21 protein-coding genes are annotated in these 18,645 nt (G+C 39.7%); 13 read left to right on the top strand and 8 right to left on the bottom strand.

The window, feature by feature from the left end:
• Positions 1-100 precede the first annotated feature (100 nt).
• From ACYVFD_RS17520 to ACYVFD_RS17510, 3 genes are all read right to left on the bottom strand, one after another.
• Positions 101-481 (bottom strand): DUF805 domain-containing protein, encoded by a 381-nt coding sequence (locus ACYVFD_RS17520; RefSeq protein WP_461091618.1) that lies wholly within the window; start codon positions 479-481, stop codon positions 101-103.
• Positions 482-778: 297 nt separating this feature from the next.
• A complete protein-coding gene (locus ACYVFD_RS17515) occupies positions 779-1,021 on the bottom strand; it encodes a hypothetical protein (protein ID WP_461091617.1) in 243 nt (80 codons plus the stop codon).
• Between the two features lie 137 nt (positions 1,022-1,158).
• A complete protein-coding gene (locus ACYVFD_RS17510; RefSeq protein ID WP_461091616.1) occupies positions 1,159-1,374 on the bottom strand; it encodes a hypothetical protein in 216 nt (71 codons plus the stop codon).
• A 292-nt stretch (positions 1,375-1,666) separates the two neighbouring features.
• On the opposite strand from ACYVFD_RS17510, the gene ACYVFD_RS17505 reads away from it, so the two are divergent.
• The gene (locus tag ACYVFD_RS17505; RefSeq protein WP_461091615.1) at positions 1,667-1,903 is read left to right on the top strand and encodes a hypothetical protein; all 237 of its coding nucleotides are present in this window, start codon (positions 1,667-1,669) and stop codon (positions 1,901-1,903) included.
• Between the two features lie 129 nt (positions 1,904-2,032).
• Positions 2,033-2,464, top strand: coding sequence for a response regulator (locus tag ACYVFD_RS17500; RefSeq protein WP_461091614.1), 432 nt, complete (start codon positions 2,033-2,035; stop codon positions 2,462-2,464).
• Positions 2,465-2,472: 8 nt separating this feature from the next.
• On the opposite strand, the gene ACYVFD_RS17495 is transcribed toward ACYVFD_RS17500, so the two are convergent.
• Both ACYVFD_RS17495 and ACYVFD_RS17490 read right to left on the bottom strand, forming a co-directional pair.
• On the bottom strand, positions 2,473-2,907 hold the full coding sequence (locus tag ACYVFD_RS17495; RefSeq protein ID WP_461091613.1) for a response regulator: 435 nt from the start codon (positions 2,905-2,907) through the stop codon (positions 2,473-2,475).
• Between the two features lie 341 nt (positions 2,908-3,248).
• Positions 3,249-3,653: a VOC family protein gene (locus ACYVFD_RS17490; RefSeq protein ID WP_461091611.1), complete on the bottom strand. Its 405-nt coding sequence runs from the start codon at positions 3,651-3,653 to the stop codon at positions 3,249-3,251.
• Positions 3,654-3,836: 183 nt separating this feature from the next.
• Here ACYVFD_RS17490 and ACYVFD_RS17485 point away from each other — a divergent pair, with 183 nt between their 5' ends.
• Positions 3,837-4,433, top strand: a complete 597-nt coding sequence (locus ACYVFD_RS17485; RefSeq protein WP_461091609.1) for a GDSL-type esterase/lipase family protein — start codon at positions 3,837-3,839, stop codon at positions 4,431-4,433.
• Positions 4,434-4,505: 72 nt separating this feature from the next.
• Here ACYVFD_RS17485 and ACYVFD_RS17480 read toward each other — a convergent pair whose 3' ends face one another.
• From ACYVFD_RS17480 to ACYVFD_RS17470, 3 genes are all read right to left on the bottom strand, one after another.
• Entirely contained in the window at positions 4,506-5,045 is a 540-nt protein-coding gene (locus ACYVFD_RS17480; protein ID WP_461091608.1) for an RNA polymerase sigma factor, read from the bottom strand.
• A gap of 461 nt (positions 5,046-5,506) precedes the next feature.
• Positions 5,507-5,848: a LytTR family transcriptional regulator DNA-binding domain-containing protein gene (locus tag ACYVFD_RS17475; RefSeq protein ID WP_461091607.1), complete on the bottom strand. Its 342-nt coding sequence runs from the start codon at positions 5,846-5,848 to the stop codon at positions 5,507-5,509.
• 254 nt (positions 5,849-6,102) lie between these two features.
• Positions 6,103-6,441 carry a LytTR family transcriptional regulator DNA-binding domain-containing protein gene (locus tag ACYVFD_RS17470; protein ID WP_461091606.1) on the bottom strand — a complete coding sequence of 113 codons (339 nt, stop codon included), beginning with the start codon at positions 6,439-6,441 and terminating at the stop codon, positions 6,103-6,105.
• Positions 6,442-6,943: 502 nt separating this feature from the next.
• On the opposite strand from ACYVFD_RS17470, the gene ACYVFD_RS17465 reads away from it, so the two are divergent.
• The 10 genes from ACYVFD_RS17465 (at position 6,944) to ACYVFD_RS17420 (ending at position 18,610) form a co-directional block, all read left to right on the top strand.
• Positions 6,944-7,732: a sugar transferase gene (locus ACYVFD_RS17465; RefSeq protein ID WP_461091604.1), complete on the top strand. Its 789-nt coding sequence runs from the start codon at positions 6,944-6,946 to the stop codon at positions 7,730-7,732.
• Between the two features lie 268 nt (positions 7,733-8,000).
• Positions 8,001-8,765: a polysaccharide biosynthesis/export family protein gene (locus tag ACYVFD_RS17460; RefSeq protein WP_461091603.1), complete on the top strand. Its 765-nt coding sequence runs from the start codon at positions 8,001-8,003 to the stop codon at positions 8,763-8,765.
• A 50-nt stretch (positions 8,766-8,815) separates the two neighbouring features.
• On the top strand, positions 8,816-11,143 hold the full coding sequence (locus ACYVFD_RS17455) for a GumC family protein (protein WP_461091602.1): 2,328 nt from the start codon (positions 8,816-8,818) through the stop codon (positions 11,141-11,143).
• A gap of 110 nt (positions 11,144-11,253) precedes the next feature.
• Complete coding sequence (locus ACYVFD_RS17450) at positions 11,254-11,736, top strand: UpxY family transcription antiterminator (protein WP_461091601.1); 483 nt, start codon at positions 11,254-11,256, stop codon at positions 11,734-11,736.
• 113 nt (positions 11,737-11,849) lie between these two features.
• Positions 11,850-12,620, top strand: a complete 771-nt coding sequence (rfbF, locus tag ACYVFD_RS17445; RefSeq protein WP_461091600.1) for a glucose-1-phosphate cytidylyltransferase — start codon at positions 11,850-11,852, stop codon at positions 12,618-12,620.
• 8 nt (positions 12,621-12,628) lie between these two features.
• Positions 12,629-13,708: a CDP-glucose 4,6-dehydratase gene (gene rfbG, locus ACYVFD_RS17440; protein WP_461091599.1), complete on the top strand. Its 1,080-nt coding sequence runs from the start codon at positions 12,629-12,631 to the stop codon at positions 13,706-13,708.
• The gene (locus ACYVFD_RS17435; RefSeq protein ID WP_461091598.1) at positions 13,701-14,615 is read left to right on the top strand and encodes an NAD-dependent epimerase/dehydratase family protein; all 915 of its coding nucleotides are present in this window, start codon (positions 13,701-13,703) and stop codon (positions 14,613-14,615) included. Before rfbG ends, ACYVFD_RS17435 begins: the two co-directional genes overlap by 8 nt.
• On the top strand, positions 14,590-15,912 hold the full coding sequence (rfbH, locus tag ACYVFD_RS17430) for a lipopolysaccharide biosynthesis protein RfbH (protein WP_461091597.1): 1,323 nt from the start codon (positions 14,590-14,592) through the stop codon (positions 15,910-15,912). The genes ACYVFD_RS17435 and rfbH overlap by 26 nt, the downstream gene beginning before the upstream one ends.
• Positions 15,913-16,240: 328 nt before the next feature.
• Positions 16,241-17,596, top strand: a complete 1,356-nt coding sequence (locus ACYVFD_RS17425) for a protoporphyrinogen/coproporphyrinogen oxidase (RefSeq protein WP_461091596.1) — start codon at positions 16,241-16,243, stop codon at positions 17,594-17,596.
• Between the two features lie 111 nt (positions 17,597-17,707).
• The gene (locus ACYVFD_RS17420) at positions 17,708-18,610 is read left to right on the top strand and encodes a glycosyltransferase family 2 protein (protein WP_461091595.1); all 903 of its coding nucleotides are present in this window, start codon (positions 17,708-17,710) and stop codon (positions 18,608-18,610) included.
• Positions 18,611-18,645: the final 35 nt, after the last annotated feature.

Raw genomic sequence — 18,645 nt, 5'->3', positions numbered from 1 at the left:
ATGGATTCATGACTCTTGTTTTATACTTAGTCAAGCTATAACGCTTGCATATATACGTAGAGAGAAATGAGCTGTCGAAGCCTGAATCACCTTTAGGCCATTACGCGTTTTGTTTGGGGTCGTTACCGTATTCGTTCGTTTCCTTAACGCCTTCGGTGCAGGCCAGAATCAGGTTATAAATCGGAATCAGCACATACCAGCCGCTTTTCCCTACGTCGTGCATCCGGCGAATTGCCACAGCTACCGAAGGAACCAGAATAGCCAGGTTCAACAGCATCAGAATACCACCGATGACACCTGATCCATTGAAGATCAATATATTGACAAAATTCAGTCCCTGTGTAACCAGTACATTCACCAGGAAGAAATACCAGTATTCGCTGCGACGGGCGCGTCCGTTAAAATCATTGTACTTTTTCAGTACGGCTACATAATTGTCCAGTATTGAAACACTACTGACGGAATTGGGGAGGGTGTTCATGATTGTTGTTTTTGTTGGTTATATAAAAAAGATGAAGGGCTACTTATCAAACAGCGGGTGTTCCTGCGCCGTTGTTGGTGCCTGCGGAAGCAAAAGTAGCGGACTGATAAAGGGGGTATCAACTACCGTCTGGTAACTGGTAGCGAAAATCTGATGATAGGCGAAAAACAGCAGGTAATTAGTTTATCTCATCAGGACTGAGTCCTGGCGCCCAGAGGTAGAAGGTTAATAAAAAACAATGCCGTTGACGATCAATCGAGACAACGGCATAGAGAAAATGGTCATGAAAGCCCATAGCTAGCCATGCTTGCCGCTGACCAGTTGGGTAATGGCTCCCCGGGTTATCGTCAATTCAGAGGCAAACTCGTCGAGTATTTGCTGGCAATCCTCAATGTTATGGCTAACCCGCTGATGAGCCAGCTCCAGGGCATCGATCCGCGACCGGTAATAGGGAGTCTGGTCAACAGGCCCTATTTCCATCAAATCCCAATAAATAGTCTGCAATTGGGTCAATAATTGGTGTGTTTCAACCTCATACATAGGACTTTTGTCAGGATAAACTTTATAGACAAATGTTAAGCCTATTCCGTATTCTTCCCAGTTTATTTTGCCGAATCCCCAATTTTGGGTGCTAAAAGTCAATTTTTAAGGGTTGTAATCGCCCCCTGCCCTCTTCCTCAGTCAGTAGATGAACCGGTCGACCTGTCCTGTGAAGCCCGATACTGGAGTAGGTTGATCAATCGCTTATACGGAATCAAGGCTTTAAGCTCACTTCCACTTCGCAACACCACCAGGGTCTTTTGCCCACCTTCGAGGGGCTCCAGCTTTCGTATATGATCGATGTTGACTAAACTAGTTCGCTCACTGGTACGTATGGGGACAAATGGATTCATAACGATAAGGGCAGCGTCCGGACTTGATGCCAATTGGTCATCAGAAAGGATGCAATTAATGAACAGGCAAATACGTCATGTATTCGAGTCAATGCTAACACGCACGTTACATTGTTTAACAACTATGTTGCATTTAGGCTGTATCTACCATGTAATGCGGTTAATCGCCCAAAACAGACTCCTTCCCGACCTGATTTATAACTGAGGAGGCCACTATGTGAACATCCAGAAGCCGTTTATAAATTTTTTTAATAAAATAATTACCAACAACATAACTTTTATATATTTGAGTATGGAAATCACACATGAAATGTTACTGTACCTCGGTTTCGACCATATGCCGTCAGGTCCCTTTATGATCTATAGTTATAAAGGATTTACAGGCCGGTTCGATATAGAAACCGGCACATTTTACTTTCGTGGTTTTTCAGTCGGCATTGTCAATTCGAATGATTTGCGGTTTATGCTGGGCGCTATCGACTTTGAGCACGAAGAGCAGTTTCTCCCCTTTCTGCCTTCCGACAATTAAGGTCGGGCTGTCAATCCAACGCATTCATGTCCACGAGCCATTGAGACAATAAGGCTCCGACTAATCATTTTCGACCTTTTCCTGGTTATACTACTCATACAGATCGACACCTGAGTAGTTTATATGGAAATGAATCACCCGATTATCTTCATTGATGATGACGAAGATGACCAAGTCATCTTTGAACCTCTGTTGCAAAAAATTGCGCCACAGACGCCCATACTTTTTTTCACGGATGGCCAGCAAGCCATCGACTACCTGCGAACCACCAGCGATCGACCGTTCCTGATTATCTCAGAGGTCAGCATGAATATCATGAGTGGGTTAGAATTACGACGACAGATCGAAACAGACAGTCAATTACGAAAGAGGGCCATCCCGTTTATTTTTTTCACTCACCCAGCCTACAAGCATCTGGTAGAGGAAGCCTATGAACTGACCATACAGGGATTTTTCGAAAAGAAACAAAACGTGTCGGAGCTCGAAAGTCAGTTACAAGCCATTGTAGCCTACTGGTCGAACTGTTTGCACCCCAATCGGTACAGCGATACTGATTACTGACGGTTGCTTCATTTCTTTAGCCAGATTTTGGGTACCGTTACGGTATCAAACCAGTAAACTTTAAGCAGCTTCACGTACTTCTTCCAATCGGCATACGTATCAGGCTTTTGTGTAAAGGCATTGGCGCCCAATACATATGCCTCTTCGGCAACCTCTTCGTCGGTATTTAAAGACAGAATAACCACCGGCACCATCTTACCCTGTGGATGCGCACGCAATAGGGCTAAAAAATCCAGACCCGTTTGTTTATCCTTCAGGTCAATATCCAGCAAAACTAGCCGGGGACCATGTTCTCTCAAGTTTTCCAGATACGTAGCAGCTTCAGAAAAGCTTCCGATCTGGATGAATCTGGCCTCTGGAAAAACAAGGCTGGCGGCCCTGTTCAGGACTTCAGCGAGTTGGGGATCATCATCCACCAAGAGCATAGGAAGCTTGGCAGGCATGTGGTTTAGGACTGTTCTTCTCTATGTACAATTAGCCACTTCAATTTGTTCAAATCAGCTTCTGTTGATTTGTGTCGATCTGCCCACAAAATGGGGAACCGACACCTCAGCAGCCAACTGTGAAAGCGTGCAATCTGCCAATAATATTAGTATTAATATACTTATAATCAATACATTAACTACCAGCTAAACAAACTGGCATAATTTCCGATATAAGAGAGGCAGGCATATGCCTTTCGAGCTAGTTGTTCGCTACAATAGGTAGCTTTAGATATATATCCTACTTGATTTACTCAACTTATGAAAAAATTGAAGCCCGGCAGTTATGCCGGGCTTTTTCGTTAATCAACTAAAGTTGAAGTTGTAAACAAGGTGAGCTGCATCCCATCGGGAGCTTTCACCCGTGCCACATCACTCCAGGGCGCTACTGTTGGCGGAGCCACTTCGGTTGCGCCACCGTCGATAAGGATTTCGCTGGCCTTAGCTACCGGTTCAACGACCCGCAACGCCAGTCGTACCGGCCCCGACACCCGACTTCCAACCTCCAGTTGATCGATCCGTGCAGCGTGACTGGCATCGATCAGTTCAAGGGAGGCCCGACCTGCGTCCAGAATAATGCCATTACCGGTTTCCTCATGCCATTCTTTTGACGTTTCCAGCCCAACGGTATCCCGATAGAAGCGAATCAGTTCATCCAGGTTTTCGACGGTTAGTATCAGCCGGAGTTCTTTTACTGTGGTTTTCATGCTGCGTTTTCGGTTTTAAGCATCCGGCAAGTAGTCATTCCGTTTTCATCCGGGTGCCGATTTATTTAACTATCACACGCTATGGATAAAAAAGTTCAATCCAGTGCATCCGGACGGTTTGCAGGCTGAATTGTGGTCCTATTCCCAGCCGGATTTGTCTATATTTGTCCGTCTGAATTGCTTATGAAGCGTTACGTTCGATACATTTCCCGGCTGCTACAACCTGAGCCGAAACATTCTTCGGTAATCATGCTGGGCGATTCGTTGATCAGAATGGCGAACTGGAACCAACTGCTAGGCCGAAAAGATATATTGAATCGGGGAGTCAGTGGCGACTCACTTGAAAGGATTTGCCAACGAGCCCAGACGTTTCCCTCGTCGACGGCAAAAATCATTTTTCTGGAAGGAGGTATCAACGACCTTCCGCATCCCGACACCAACCATCTCTTTGCCTGTTATCAGAATCTGGTCAACGGCTGGCAATCGCGTCAGGTACTTCCCGTCGTTACTGGCTTATTGTACCTCTCCCCGCTGGCAGCCCGTTCATACGCCTGGCGCAGCGACTGGCAGGGCATCAACTCACAGGTAGCCCGGCTGAACGATCAATTACAACAGTTCTGTGCGCAGGAGCAGCTTGATTTTATAGACTTAAATGGGCATTTATCGCTACCCGACCAGTTACGGTCCGTATATACGACCGACGGCGTTCATTTAACGGATGCTGCATACGCCATCTGGGCAACCGAGGTAACCCGAATCCTCAACAAGCATCAGGTGTGATGGATGGCGCGGGTTGCAGGGATTGCATGGGCAGCAACCCAAGCTATTCCCTGCCATCCATGCTATTCCCCGCTACTCCCCGCCAGCCCTGGCCAACGCCCGGATTTTCTCCCGACTTCGCTTCAATCGCATCTTAACGGCGCTTTCTGACAGCCTGAAACGGTGGCTAAGCTGCTGGATACTCATATTTTGTTCATACTTCAGCCGAAGCAGAGTGGCGTCGTCTTCGGGTAATTGCTGGAGTAATACCTGCAATTGCCGACTCTGTTCATCAATAACCTCCTGTGGATTGGGTTCGTCCACGACGGTATCGATCACCGGGGTAAGACGCTCCGTAACCAGACGATTGTCGATACGGATTCGATCCATGCAGTAGTTATGGGCAATGGAATACAACCAGGTCGACATCCGGGAATGGTTTCGGAACGACTGCCTATGCGTAAAGGCTTTCAGGAAAATATCCTGCGTACAGTCCTCTGCAGCTGCCACATCGTTGGTGACCGACAGGCATTTCTGAAAGACCTTCTTTACATATTTTTTATACAGGGTATCGAAGTCGTCGATGGAGGAAACGGGAAGCTGGCTCTTATGGGTTGCGATGCTCTGTTTCATTGCATTTGTTGACGTTTTCATAAAAAAGGACAACAAACCCCTGAAAATGTTTGGCAATATCTCCTCGCAGTCAGGAACGTATCAATAATTATTCATATACATCAAGTTTAATGAATAACAGTAATCGATAACATGTTTCCAGAAATCTTCGCCTAAAAGCACTAAACAATACCGAAAAAATTACTTTTCTGGTCTTTAAACCCCTTAGAAAGCTGATATTCTTTTAACTTCCGAGGCTAACAGGCTTATTTACTGGACGGTAGCTATTTGACCACCCTGCTTTACTGATGGTAGCCCGTTAATCGATCCCATCAGGCTCGCTGATTAAGCATAACTAGCTTAACGTATACGACTTTGTCATCCCGACGCAGGAGGGATCTTCGGAGATAAAATAAAAGGTGGCTTCCGAAGATCCCTCCTGCGTCGGGATGACAAAAAATAAACTAATTATCCCTCATCATTCACGCACTCATCAGCTTCAGTTGCGCCAATGAATTCAACACCATAGGCACCCGCCGACGAGCGATTTCAAAGCAGGCGTCGTTGGTCATGGTGACATAATTGGTATCCGTCGAATTGCCGGCCGGTTTGCAGGAAGCAATGTACGTCTGGTTGATTAAGACTTTCTTGTGTACCCGCAGAAACTGGGGCCACTGATCCTCGAACCATTTCAGGGTCCGGCACGACATCACAACTTCGCCATTTAATAAGTGCAGAAATGAATAGTTGATATGCCCAGTAAGGTAAAGCACCTGCTGCGGATCATAGTGATGCTCTCCGCGTTTTCCAGGAAGACGTTTCATGATCGTATGCGCTCTTATGTAGCCCCCAGATTAATTGGATCCGGTTAGGGTAAGCTTATAGTACATTCTTTTTTCATGGGACTTTACAGAGGCTACTGACTGCCATTTCATCGCGCCCTGCTTTCTTCCCCTGAGCGTTTATAACCGTTGAGCGACCCTACTAAAATTACAATTTAATAGTAATATATTGCAAATATACAAATTTCATAGATATAATCTAAAAGAGTTATTAAAAGGTAAGCGTACTAATTGGGCTATAAAGCAGATTGAGCGGGATTAAGCTCCAGTAAATTGACAATCTCAACAATTCGCCGACGACCAATCGATAGCGAAGCGCCATTGCGCATAATGAGATAGGCCGCAATGGGTGAAATCTGTACCCAGTTATGAATATGCTGGGGATTGACCAGGTAACCCTTATGAATACGGATAAAATCAGGCCACCGAGAATTGTACCATTTTAAGGTACGGCTAGACAGAATCCGATCGCCATTGATCAGGTGGACAGTACAATAATTAACGTCACCGGTCAAATAGAGCACTTTTGCCGGATCAAAATTATGCTGAATCTGAGCTGCCGCCGAACGCTTCATACACCATGAACAGGAGTGGGTTGCCAAAATTATCTAATAGCTCCTACAAAAAAAACTAATCTAGTTTATTTTTACCCAATACTATAAACATAAAAAGTATAAAAGTTTATGAATATTTGATCAGATTAGATACTGTATATAAACTAAAAGTTACAATTCCGTCCTTATACACAATTATATATAAGTTCATAACTATTCTTTTTCATTTCGCTTGTAAAATAATCCAAGGGGTTAAAAATGGACCAATATAATTCATATTCATATATACAAAAAATGATAGATTAAGTATTTTTTAGAGGCTGATTTTAGCCTTTCGCCGTTTAATAAATACAATTTATTTAATAGTCAGCCATTCCATAAACAGCCCTATAATTGTAATCACAGACGATAACGATACACATAACTAAATCCTTGAAACAATTATTGGCAAATGGCTGATATGAGTTAATACATAGTATTTTGTTCCATACTCCATGTTCAATCCACTTACCCTCCCATACGTATGAATCCAGCCTCTACTCTGTTTCGACGTACTGATTCTGAGTTGATTAACGACAACTTTACCATTGGTTATAGCGCTGCAGATATCGACTTGCCAGCCACCAGAACGCAATCGATTAAACAGCCCATTACAGCCATCCATTTAAAATGGGTGGATACGCCAGAAGTAGTCACATTACCGAAACGAACCTTTTATACCCGATTCGGCAAACGAATGATCGACGTAGTGGTAGCTAGTCTGGTTATTGTATTAATCCTATCCTGGCTGATTCCGGTTATTGGTTTGCTGATTCTGCTGGAATCGAAAGGTCCTGTATTTTTCAAACAGGCTCGCTCGGGTCGCCGAGCCAAAGCTTTCCAATGCTTTAAGTTTCGAACAATGACCCACGGGAACAAGACGCAGGAACCCTTCCGGCAAACAGCCCGTAATGACGATCGGGTGACACAAGTAGGCAAGTTTCTGCGTCGGACCAACCTGGACGAAATGCCCCAGTTTATTAATGTACTGCTGGGTGATATGAGCCTGGTAGGTCCACGCCCCCATGCCGTACCTCATGATGCGTTACATTGGGATTCTCCGGCTTATCGCGAACGGTATTGGGTCAAGCCGGGCATTACGGGTTTAGCGCAAATTCGGGGAGCCCGCGGTGCAACGGGTGCTACACAACGAATGGATCATCGCGTAAAATACGATCATTTATATATTCCGAACCAAACTCTATTCCTTGATCTCAAAATCTGCCTGCGTACCTTGAATCTAATGTTCAAAGGCGATATTCATGCTTGGTAGTTACTACATCATACTACTTAAAACCAAGTTTCTGCCTTTTAAAGCGCTCAAATTGTTATTATTTTATCTATACCATTACTATTTTCAGGGCATAATCGGAAAATATCAATTCATCTTATCTTCCTATTGTACAATTACGGACAAATGTTAACTTTGTTCTTTGGTTAATTTGTCCATACCGTAGGACTCACGTATGACGTTTCTTTTAACGAATTTATTTCGGAATATTAGTAGCATAAGAGTTGTCAATTGGCTATTAATAATACCATTGTTATATTCCTGTGCTTCGCCCAAGACAATAACTTATTTTCAAGGCCAAGGTCCAGTCGACACCATCCGCTATAGTACCCTGGCCTCTATTGAACCAGCCATTTCCCGCATTCAGACTGACGACATTTTAGCAATTGTAGTTAGTAGCTTGAGCGAAGAATCCAACGTATTATTCAACTTCTCAAATACGAACGCTCTAACGACCAGTTCATTCCCAGGCACTTCGACTGGAGCAGGTAGCCGGAACCAACCATTAGGCTACTTGGTCGATCCGATGGGTAACGTCGAGATTCCATTAGTGGGGAAAGCGAAAGTAGCGGGTATGACACTTGAAGAAGCCGGTGTCTTTATTAAAGAGAAATTGAGCAAATACCTCAAAGAGCCAACCGTAAATGTCCGTCAATTAAACCATAAGTTTACCATCCTTGGTGAGGTCAACCGGCCGGGTGTTTATAATTTACTAGATAATCATACCACATTACCATCGATCATAGGGATGGCTGGCGATCTGACGGTCTATGGGCGCCGAACCAATGTCATGCTGATTCGAACGACGAATGAAAAGCGCGAAGTTTTCCGAGTTGACCTTACCTCACGGCAAATTCTTGATTCGCCTTTCTATTATATACGGAATAATGATATAATTTATGTAGAGCCGCTGCCAGGCAGAGTAACCTCAACTGACAGAACCGTTCAGTTATTGCCCATTTTCTTAGGCGTAACGTCGACATTGCTTGTGATTGTAAACCTCATTCTGAGGTAATTGGGAGTAGAAAGGAGACAGTGCGTAAGCTTGTACTAATTGATTGAAGAATGGCTGAGTCAACTACTGATTTTTGGGAAGAGAAAGAAACACCGTTTAATCTACGTTTATTTTTTCTAAAATACCTGCGTTATTGGTATTGGTTCATACTATCGCTCATACTAACAATAGGAGGAGCTTATATTTATCTACGATATGCTACACCCATTTATCAGGTAAGCGCTGTCTTACTCATTAAAAAGCAGGATAAAGCGCAAGCTGATGATATTCTTAAAGCATTTGAGTCAGGACAAGGGGATAAGATCGTTGAAAATGAAATCGAATTGTTAAAATCCCGCACACTCATGCAGCGGGTGGTAGATGACCTAAATCTATCCGTATCTTATTTCAAAAAAGGTGAAATACGACAAGAGGAGGAGATTTTCGGAACATCGCCCATTTGGGTCTATCCTGGCGCATTAACCGAAAGTGCTTATAAAGAACCTGTGTATATATCTATAATCAATAAACAATATTTCGAACTACAGAATAAGGAGGGCCAATCTAAAGGACGTTTTTCCTTTAGCGAAAATCTAAAAAATAGTTACGGAACTTTCCGCGTTTTTCTAAACGACTCATTACGAAGATCTAAAGAAAACTTGATAAAAGTTACTTTTTCAAACCGGGAAAGCTTAGCAGAGTATTATCAAAAGGCAATAGATGTAGAGCTAATTAACCAGAAAAGTACTGTTCTAAAATTAACTATTGAAGATGCTGTTCCTAATAAAGGGAAAGCTATATTGTCAAAATTGCTGGAGGCTTACACATACTCTGCCTTAGCTGATAAAAACCGGGAGGCTACCAATACTTTACATTTCATTGATGAACGCCTTCGACTTATTACTGGAGAGCTAGGTAATGTCGAAAAGGATGTGGAATCTTATAAAAGTGCTCAAGGGATTACTGATTTAAGCGCTGAAGGGAACTTGTTCTTAGAAGCGGTTAAGGATAATGATTCTAAACTGAACGAAGTTGACCTTCATTTGAAGATCTTGGATGGAGTTGAAGCCTATCTAAAAAGTAGCCAAAGTGGAGTTGCCCCAGCCACCCTTTCCGTCACAGATCCTGTCTTGATTGAGCTATTGACCAAGCTCAATGAACTCGAAACGCAGCAAGAGAAATATGCACGCACTACTCAAACTGACAACCCTTTTCTACAGACTATTAATGCTCAGGTAGCCAATACCAAGAAAGCCATTCAGGAGAACGTGACTAACCAACGAAATAATCTATTAGTTACACGAGCAAGTCTTGAAGGGTTAAACAAACGTTTTGAGTCATCGATTCGAACCATTCCTCGAAAAGAACGTGAATTTCTCAACATAAAACGGCAACAAGGGATAAAAGAAAGCTTATATCTCTTATTACTACAAAAGAAAGAAGAAACTGCTATATCATATGCCTCTACAGTGACTGACAGTCGGATTGTTGATGATCCTTACAGTGCGCCAAAACCGATTAAACCTAACAAAACTAACATTTATTTAATTGCATTTATGGTTGGTCTACTTATTCCTATTGGAATAATTAGTGTCAGTGACCTATTGAATGATAAAGTACAATCAAAGAGAGAAATTGAAAATCAAACAGGCTTATCTGTTTTCGGGGAAATAATGGAAAAACCCAAAAACCTAAAAGATAATATTCTTGATATTAAGGGAAACAGTATTATTGCTGAGCAATTCAAAATTTTGCGGGCAAATCTGCAATATGCTGCTACAGGAATAGAGCTTGGGAAGGGACAAGTTATACTACTTACATCTTCAATTAGTGGTGAAGGAAAAAGCTTCATTAGTATCAATTTGGCATCAAGCTTGGCTCTGCTGGATAAACGCGTGATACTTTTAGAGCTAGACTTGCGGAAGCCAAAAATAGCCAGTTATTTGAATGTTTCTAACGGAAAAAGTCGAGGTATATCCAATTTTCTGATTGGTCAAAGTGAAATAGGTGACCTAATTACACCAACTTCGCTTAACCCAAACCTATATATTATTCCAAGTGGCCCTATTCCCCCTAATCCTTCCGAATTGCTATCGAATGGGCGAATAAAAGTTTTACTAGATGCCTTACGAGGGCAATTCGACTATATCATTGTAGATACCCCACCAGTATCTCTAGTTGCCGATGCTCCACTAATTAGTCCATATGTAGATACAGCATTTTACCTTGTACGGTTTGGCTATACACCCAGAACCTATTTATCATTTTTGGCTAATCTACAAAATGGCAAAAAGTTCAAATCATTAAACGTCATTTTTAATGGCATTGATTACCGAAGTAGCCAAGATTATGGCTATGGATATAGTTATGGATATTCCTACAAATACAGCGAAGAGTAAAACTAACCTATAATACGCTTACACTTTGCCGAGATAAACATTAGTATTCCTACTCCTAGACCTCACCTAACAAAAATCCTTGAAGTGGACCCAAAAACCAAAAAATAATTATGCCTTGGTTTGTATTGTACACCAAGTCTCGAAGCGAAAAGATCGTAGCTGACAAATTAATGACAATGAGCATAGAAGTATATTGTCCTATGATGAAGATTAAACGAAAGTGGTCAGATCGTATAAAAGTAGTTGAAGAACCATTATTTCGATCCTACTGCTTTGTCAACTTAGAGGAACACGAACGATACAAAGTGTTTGATGCACCAGGGGTTGTTCGGTATCTATTTTGGCAAAATAAACCGGCTGTTGTACGGGAGGCAGAAATCGACGCCATTAAATTGATGCTTAATGAGGTTGATCATACTTTATTGAGTGTGCAAACTTTCCAACCTGGCGACCAACTCCGTATAGCCTCAGGCACATTTTCCGATACCACAGGGAAAGTTATTCGTCAGCAGGGTAAAATCGTTACAGTACTACTAGATACGTTACAGTTAATGCTAACAGTTGATCTTTCAAGAACAGTTATAGCCGTTTAATGGCTGTTTTCTATTAAAGAGTAAGCGTATACTTTTATCATATAACCTCTTTGGCTAAGTATCCTTCTGGGACTGAAAGGGCGGAGCTATAATACAACCAAAATAATCCTACCATGAAGATTGTATTACTCGCGGGTGGCTTAGGGACTCGCTTAAGCGAAGAAACCGTATTAAAGCCAAAGCCTATGGTTGAAATTGGCGGCAAGCCGATTTTATGGCATATTATGAAGATTTATTCAGCACATGGCTTTAACGATTTCATTGTTTGTCTGGGCTATAAAGGGTATGTGATTAAAGAATATTTCGCCAATTATTTTCTGCATCAGTCTGATGTTACATTCGATATGAAGCATAACAATATGCAGATTCATAATTCCCAAGCCGAACCCTGGCGAATTACGCTTGTTGATACTGGTGTGGATACAATGACAGGTGGGCGAGTGAAACGGGTTAAAGACTATATTAATAACCAGCCTTTTATGCTTACCTATGGCGATGGAGTAGGTAGCGTTGATATTAAAGAATTAGCCAATTTCCATAATCAAAACAAAAAGCTACTTACTGTCACCGCTGTGCAGCCTTCAGGGCGCTTTGGTGCCCTGAATATTTCCGATTCGAATGGTGTATTATCATTCATGGAGAAGCCAAAAGGTGATGGAGCCTGGATTAATGGTGGTTTCTTTGTTTGCCAACCGGAAGTGATCGACTATATAGCAGAAGATAGTACCATTTTCGAGCGAGACCCACTAGAAAACATCGCTAAGGATGGTCAAATGATAGCCTATAAGCACGAAGGGTTCTGGAAACCCATGGATACGCTTCGGGATAAACAGGAGTTGGAAAGTCAGTGGGAATCGGGTCACGCCCCTTGGAAAATCTGGTAATCACAGCTATGAACTATCAACATCTACCAGATTATTATAAAGGCAAACGTGTATTCCTGACCGGGCATACTGGTTTCAAAGGGTCTTGGCTACTCAACTGGCTTTATATGCTCGGCGCAGAAGTAAAAGGCTATTCGCTTGCACCACAAACCGACCTTGATTTATACCATATTATACAAGGTGATACACTTTGCCAGTCAGTAATTGCCGATATTCTGGACAAAGCCCGGTTAGAGAAGGAATTACTTTCTTTTGAACCTGATTATGTCTTTCACCTGGCAGCTCAACCTTTAGTACGACTTTCCTATTTAATTCCGTCCGAAACCTTTGCCGTTAATGCTATCGGAACAGCTTATGTCTTAGATGCTGTACGGTTACTAAAAAAGCCCTGTGCTGTCATTCTAATCACGACCGATAAAGTCTACGAAAATAAAGAATGGCATTATCCTTACCGCGAAACGGATCGGTTGGGCGGCTATGATCCGTATAGTGCCAGCAAAGCCTGTGCTGAATTAGTCATAAGCTCGTATCGTAATTCATTTTTTAATTTAGCCGATTATGGTGTACATCAAAAAGCGATTGCAAGTGCACGGGCGGGAAATGTAATTGGTGGAGGAGATTGGGCCAAAGACCGCATTATTCCTGATATCGTTCGTGCGCTTACTAAAGGCGAAGAAATTAGGGTAAGAAATCCAGCAGCCGTCAGACCCTGGCAGCATGTGCTTGAGCCATTAGGTGGATATTTACATTTAGGTACAAAACTTATCGACCATCCTGTAACCTATGCCGACAGCTGGAACTTTGGTCCATTACCAGAGGATAATTTAACTGTTGAAGAGCTGGTCAATTTAAGTATCCAATGTTGGGGGGGAGGAAGTTATCAGAAATCGGACCGCAGGGGAGAGCCTCATGAAGCCGGATTGCTCAAATTAGACATCAGCAAAACAGTAAACGAAATTCACTGGAAACCCAAATATCAGGCACGTAAAGCAATTGCAAATACGCTATCCTGGTACCGCATATTTGCAGATAACACTCCGGGAGATAAACTAACTAGTAGTCAAATAAAAAATTTCCTAAATGACTAACTGCACCGTCTTAATTTTAGGAGGCAGTGGTTTTGTTGGCGCTCATATTGTTGATGTATTTTCGCAAAACGACTTATTCCGTACACTTAGCACGTCAAGGCAGCCAACAAACACTCAATTTTATTTCGATATACTTGATCCTGTAACCTGGCAATCGGTTATAGAGGCAAAACCTGATTATATAATTGAAGCAACTGGCTACGGTGTAGTTAAAGAGGAGGCAAACTTAGATTTACTCTACCAAATTAACTATATAAAAAAAACGGAATTCATTGACTTTGTGTTCAAAAAACTGCCTGATGTATTCTGGATACAAATTGGGACAGCATTTGAATACAGTTTGGAATTAGAAAGCTTGTTAGAAAGTAGTTTTTGTTTTCCAAAAACACATTATGGCATTTCAAAGTCTCTATTTTCTACTTACCTAAGAGATAAAGTCAAGCAACGTTATTGTATAGTTAGGCCCTTTGGTATGTTTGGCGAGGCCGAAGCTGCTTCTAAATTCTTCCCAATGCTGATTCTAGCTCAAAAAGAAAAACGAGTTATTAATTTATCGGATGGGAGTCAACAACGAGATTATTTTTATGTCAAAGATTTAGGCAGCTTTTTAAGACATTTAATTGAAAGTGGCCAGATGCTTGAATTAGCTGGGCAAATAATAAATGTTGGTTCAGGGAATTCACAATCATTACGGCAACTGAGTCAGTTACTTGCCGAACAGATCCCCAATTTTGATCCTATTTACTGGAAATGGGGTATTGTTGCTCAACGAAGCGGAGAAAATGCATTATTTTATAATGCATCATCAAAAGCAGCTAAACTAGGTCTTATTACAACCCAACTTGAGAAAGCATTCCAAAAAACTGTAAACTATTATTATTATGGAGGAAGTACTATCACAGTATAACAATATTGACAATAATTTATTAGAGCAATTGCTACCACTATTATCAAAAAAAACAAAAAAAGATATTATTCCGGGTGAACATTATATTCCAGTCACTGGGAAAGTGATCGATGAACAGGACCTTCTTTATGGGATTGATGCCGTAATGGATGGCTGGCTAACCACCGGGCGCTTTGGAAAAAAATTTGAATACCAATTTGCCAAATATTTTGGGGCAAAATCATCCATATTAGTCAATTCTGGTTCATCGGCAAACTTGTGTGCTTTTTATGCCCTCACGTCGCCTAAATTAGGTGATCGCCAGATTAAACCAGGTGATGAAGTAATAACCGTAGCAGCAGGTTTTCCAACTACCGTAAACCCACTCATTCAATACGGTGCCATACCGGTGTTTATTGACGTAGACATTCCAACCTACAATATAAAAGCAGAACGAATAGAACAGGCAATTTCCCCAAAAACAAAAGCAATCATGATTGCGCATACATTGGGAAATCCGTTCGACTTAGGTACTGTTATAGAAATTGCCAAAAAGTATAATTTATGGCTAATCGAAGACGATTGCGACTCTCTAGGAGCTACCTATAATGGCCGTAAAACAGGAACGTTTGGCGACTTAGCAACTGTATCTTTCTACCCAGCCCATCATATCACTATGGGTGAAGGAGGGGCAGTACTGGTGAACAATATCAAACTGAAAATGATAACCGAAAGCTTCCGCGACTGGGGGCGAGATTGTTACTGTGAAACGGGTAAAGACAATACCTGCCGCAAACGCTTTGATTGGCAACTAGGCGACCTTCCATTTGGCTACGATCATAAATATACTTATTCTCATATCGGTTTTAACCTGAAGGTAACGGATATGCAGGCTGCAATTGGCCTAAGCCAACTACAAAAAGCTGATCAATTTATAGCAAAACGTCGGGAAAATCATGCTTTGCTATATAAAGCCTTAAAACCTTTTGAGGATCATTTTATTCTTCATGAAGCTACCCCAAATAGTGATCCTAGCTGGTTTGGGTTTATGATAACTATTCGGGGGAATAGCCCACTAAATCGAAGTGAGTTTGTACAATATCTGGAAGAAAATAAAATTGGCACACGTCTACTTTTTGCGGGGAATCTTATTCGACAACCTGCCTATAAAGATGTTAATTACCGCTTAGTTGGCGATCTAACTAATACAGATATTATAATGAATCGGTCGTTCTGGCTAGGTGTTTGGCCTGGGTTGAACAAAAATATATATGATTACATTAGTGAAACTATTTCAGCATATATAAAAAAAATTTAAAAATAAAAAAGCTAATTATGAAAAAGAAAAAATGTTAAAAATATTTTTTCAAAACGTATGTTTTATTAAGATGTATATTCAAGACAAATTTTGAGTAAAAATAAATTTGCAGTTAATAAAAGCTGAGTCAAAGTGGAAAATTTGAAAGGAATATAGAAGACATTACGAAAAGAAAAAATAATCCAAATCAAGTTGATGCAAAAAACTGATAAGAATAAAAGTTTAAAAAATGCTAAAACAATATAAAATAGAAATATTGTACTAATAAAATCAGAATGAACAAAAACAAAATTGAAAGCCGATATTGTTTTTAATAAAACTTAATACAATGGATACAATTATACTAGGTGCAGGTCTCGCTGGGTTAAGTGCGGCAAATTTTTTAAATTTCAATAACATAATTTTTGAAAAGAAAAATTATGCTGGAGGGCATATCAATTCTGAAGTAATTGACGGTTTTACTTGGGACGAAGGACCGCATGTTTCATTTACAAAAAATGAAATTGTGAAAGAAGTTTTTGAGTTTAATGCCGATAACAAAATTTTAGAATATGAAGTAAAACCTGGAAATTATTTTGAAGGTAATTGGATTCCTCATCCAGCACAGACAAATTTGTTTGCCGTACCTAATCCATTGAAAGATGCTTGCTTGAAAGACTTACTAGACTCAAGAGTGCAACTATCTAAAGATATTATACCTCAAAATTATGGAGAATGGCTTAATTTATCATTTGGTAAAACTTTTTCAAAAGCTTTTCCTTACGCTTATACAAAAAAATATTGGACAACTGAACCTGAAAATTTGACTACAAATTGGATTGGCGAAAGAGTACACTTTCCAAATATAGAACAAGTAAAAGAAGGGTATTTAGGCCCATTAAAACATGGAACTCACTATATCCAAAGAGTAAGGTACCCAGAATCAGGGGGTTATATTTCATTTGCAAAAAAGATGATTGAAAGCGCCAATATTAAATTAAACCATGATATTTCATTTATTGACTTTGATAAAAATATAATAAATTTCACTAATGGCTATAAAACAAAATATAAAAGGATAATTAGCACAATACCGCTACCATTATTAATAGAAAAAAGTAATGCACCAACTAAAGTTAAAAACAGCTCTAAAAAACTATCATGCACTTCAGTTTTATTGGTGAATGTAGTTGCTAGTCATCCAACTCAAAGGTTTGAAAATTGGATATATGTTTATGATGAAAAAAAATATAGTACAAGAATTAATTGCACAGAATTACTTTCTAAAAATAATGCTCCTGAAGGCAAAACTGGAATTCAAGTAGAGGTGTATTTTTCAAAATATAAGCCACTTGTAGATAATATTAAAAATATAGCAGATAAAGTTTGCGATGAGTTAATAGAAATGAAATTGATTAAAGATAAAGATGCTATTGAAACGATTAACACAAAATGGGTTGACTGGGCAAATATAATTTTTGATAGAGAAAGAGAAGAAGCTCAAAATGAAGTACTAAATTGGCTAGAAAAAACTGGTTTAAAAAGAGAGCCAGATGATCTAGAACCAATGACCAATTGGGGGGATAAATTGAATACTAAATTAGAATTAGGAAATCTTATTTTAGCAGGAAGATATGCTCAATGGAAATATTATTGGACCGATGATTGCGTATTGAGAGGATTATATATATCAAAATGCATTTAATCAACTTAAAAAGCTAAGTGCTCAATTAAAAATTAAAACGTAAATATCATATTAGCAAACAATTAAATAATAAATATTATTTAATTAAATCTAACAAAAAAAATTTAAGAAATGGAATTTACAATTGCAATACCTGTATTAAATGGAGGTAAAACTCTTATGAAAACAATTGAAAGTGCACTAAATCAAGATTATAATTTACCCTATGAAATATTGGTAAGTAATAATGGATCAAAAGATAATACAGCTGATATACTTAATACATATGCTAATGAAATTAATATAATCAGTAGGATTGATACAGTTCCTATGTATGAAAATCATAATATATGTTTATATAATGCTAAAGGTAAATATATACTTTTCTGCCACTCAGACGACATTTTAATGAATAATGCTTTAACAATACTTCAACAAATAATACATAAAAGGGGTAATCCTAGAAAATATGTAATTTGGGGTAGGAGTATGTTTAGAGATTTTTATGAAAATTGGAGGTATGGTAATATACAATTAAATAACATTCTTGCCGGTCAATCAGCAGTAAATCCGTTTATAAAAGGTGGATTAGCACCATCTGGAGTTTGTTACAGTAAGGATGCATTTATTGAAATTGGCGGCTTTTGTAAAGCAAATCTTAAGTTAACTCCGTTTGATATGAGTACAATGTTAAAAATGGCTATAAATAGTTTTGAATTTGAGATGATTGATAGAATAATATTTATAAGGAAATATGCTTCAACAGCAATTAACATAGGTCCTAATGAATTAAAGGATAGTGTTTCAGATGCATTATGCTGTTTAAAAGATGAATTAGATGGAGTAAGTTATAATTACTTAGCGCAATGCATAGTAAATTCAAAAATATATGCTCCTGAAGTTCTACATTTCTTATTAAAAGATCGACTTATAAATAAAAAAGAAACGAGAAAATTAGTCATAAAATCATTAATAAAAAATCCGTCTTCAATTTTCCATATATATTTTTATAAGACAGTTATGCTCCTTGTCTAAATTACAATGTAAAAAAGACAATAATAGATATAGAA

It is taken from the genome of Spirosoma gilvum (assembly GCF_054776815.1).
This window is presented reverse-complemented; position numbering and strand designations above follow the sequence as displayed.

Coding starts and splice junctions, on each gene's coding strand:
- ACYVFD_RS17425 (WP_461091596.1), top strand. CDS start 16,241: ATGGATACAATTATACTAGGTGCAGGTCTCGCTGGGTTAAGTGCGGCA.
- ACYVFD_RS17485 (WP_461091609.1), top strand. CDS start 3,837: ATGAAGCGTTACGTTCGATACATTTCCCGGCTGCTACAACCTGAGCCG.
- rfbF (WP_461091600.1), top strand. CDS start 11,850: ATGAAGATTGTATTACTCGCGGGTGGCTTAGGGACTCGCTTAAGCGAA.
- rfbH (WP_461091597.1), top strand. CDS start 14,590: ATGGAGGAAGTACTATCACAGTATAACAATATTGACAATAATTTATTA.
- ACYVFD_RS17475 (WP_461091607.1), bottom strand. CDS start 5,848: ATGAAACGTCTTCCTGGAAAACGCGGAGAGCATCACTATGATCCGCAG.
- ACYVFD_RS17505 (WP_461091615.1), top strand. CDS start 1,667: ATGGAAATCACACATGAAATGTTACTGTACCTCGGTTTCGACCATATG.
- ACYVFD_RS17465 (WP_461091604.1), top strand. CDS start 6,944: ATGAATCCAGCCTCTACTCTGTTTCGACGTACTGATTCTGAGTTGATT.
- ACYVFD_RS17470 (WP_461091606.1), bottom strand. CDS start 6,441: ATGAAGCGTTCGGCGGCAGCTCAGATTCAGCATAATTTTGATCCGGCA.
- ACYVFD_RS17500 (WP_461091614.1), top strand. CDS start 2,033: ATGAATCACCCGATTATCTTCATTGATGATGACGAAGATGACCAAGTC.
- ACYVFD_RS17520 (WP_461091618.1), bottom strand. CDS start 481: ATGAACACCCTCCCCAATTCCGTCAGTAGTGTTTCAATACTGGACAAT.
- ACYVFD_RS17510 (WP_461091616.1), bottom strand. CDS start 1,374: ATGAATCCATTTGTCCCCATACGTACCAGTGAGCGAACTAGTTTAGTC.
- rfbG (WP_461091599.1), top strand. CDS start 12,629: ATGAACTATCAACATCTACCAGATTATTATAAAGGCAAACGTGTATTC.
- ACYVFD_RS17435 (WP_461091598.1), top strand. CDS start 13,701: ATGACTAACTGCACCGTCTTAATTTTAGGAGGCAGTGGTTTTGTTGGC.
- ACYVFD_RS17480 (WP_461091608.1), bottom strand. CDS start 5,045: ATGAAACAGAGCATCGCAACCCATAAGAGCCAGCTTCCCGTTTCCTCC.
- ACYVFD_RS17420 (WP_461091595.1), top strand. CDS start 17,708: ATGGAATTTACAATTGCAATACCTGTATTAAATGGAGGTAAAACTCTT.
- ACYVFD_RS17450 (WP_461091601.1), top strand. CDS start 11,254: ATGCCTTGGTTTGTATTGTACACCAAGTCTCGAAGCGAAAAGATCGTA.
- ACYVFD_RS17490 (WP_461091611.1), bottom strand. CDS start 3,653: ATGAAAACCACAGTAAAAGAACTCCGGCTGATACTAACCGTCGAAAAC.
- ACYVFD_RS17495 (WP_461091613.1), bottom strand. CDS start 2,907: ATGCCTGCCAAGCTTCCTATGCTCTTGGTGGATGATGATCCCCAACTC.
- ACYVFD_RS17455 (WP_461091602.1), top strand. CDS start 8,816: ATGGCTGAGTCAACTACTGATTTTTGGGAAGAGAAAGAAACACCGTTT.
- ACYVFD_RS17515 (WP_461091617.1), bottom strand. CDS start 1,021: ATGTATGAGGTTGAAACACACCAATTATTGACCCAATTGCAGACTATT.